Source organism: Geobacter grbiciae (assembly GCF_018531165.1).
GTDB lineage: Bacteria > Desulfobacterota > Desulfuromonadia > Geobacterales > Geobacteraceae > Geobacter > Geobacter metallireducens.
Genome location: NZ_JAHDIW010000061.1, coordinates 1 through 326, shown reverse-complemented (window position 1 = coordinate 326; position 326 = coordinate 1). Strand labels below are relative to the sequence as shown.

Genomic DNA, 326 nt, shown 5'->3' with positions numbered 1-326 from the left:
TTGCTGTCCGGGCCGTAGGTCCAGACCTTTCCTTCAGGGTCGGTGTAGGTGGTGAGGTCGTTGCCGGTGTAGCCGAAAGCAACGCTGCGCCCCGCCGAATCGGAGACCGAGGTCAGCAGCGCTCCGGTGTAATGGAAAGTAAGCGTGTGGCCGAAGTTGTCGTAGACGCTCTGCAACAGTCCGCCGCTGTAGGTGAAGGTGACCCCGTTGCCGTCGGCGTCGGTCATGGAGCTTACGTTGTTACTGCTGTCGAAGGTGACGGTTCGGCCGAAGCGTTCATTTGCCTGGTAGAGGCTAGTGTTTTTCACGAGCGTTGAGGTGACACC

Annotated in this window: 1 protein-coding gene; it reads right to left on the bottom strand. The window is 59.5% G+C overall.

Annotated features, from left to right (window positions below):
* On the bottom strand, nt 1-326 hold a 326-nt coding region (locus KJB29_RS19140), incomplete at both ends, for a hypothetical protein (protein WP_215735899.1).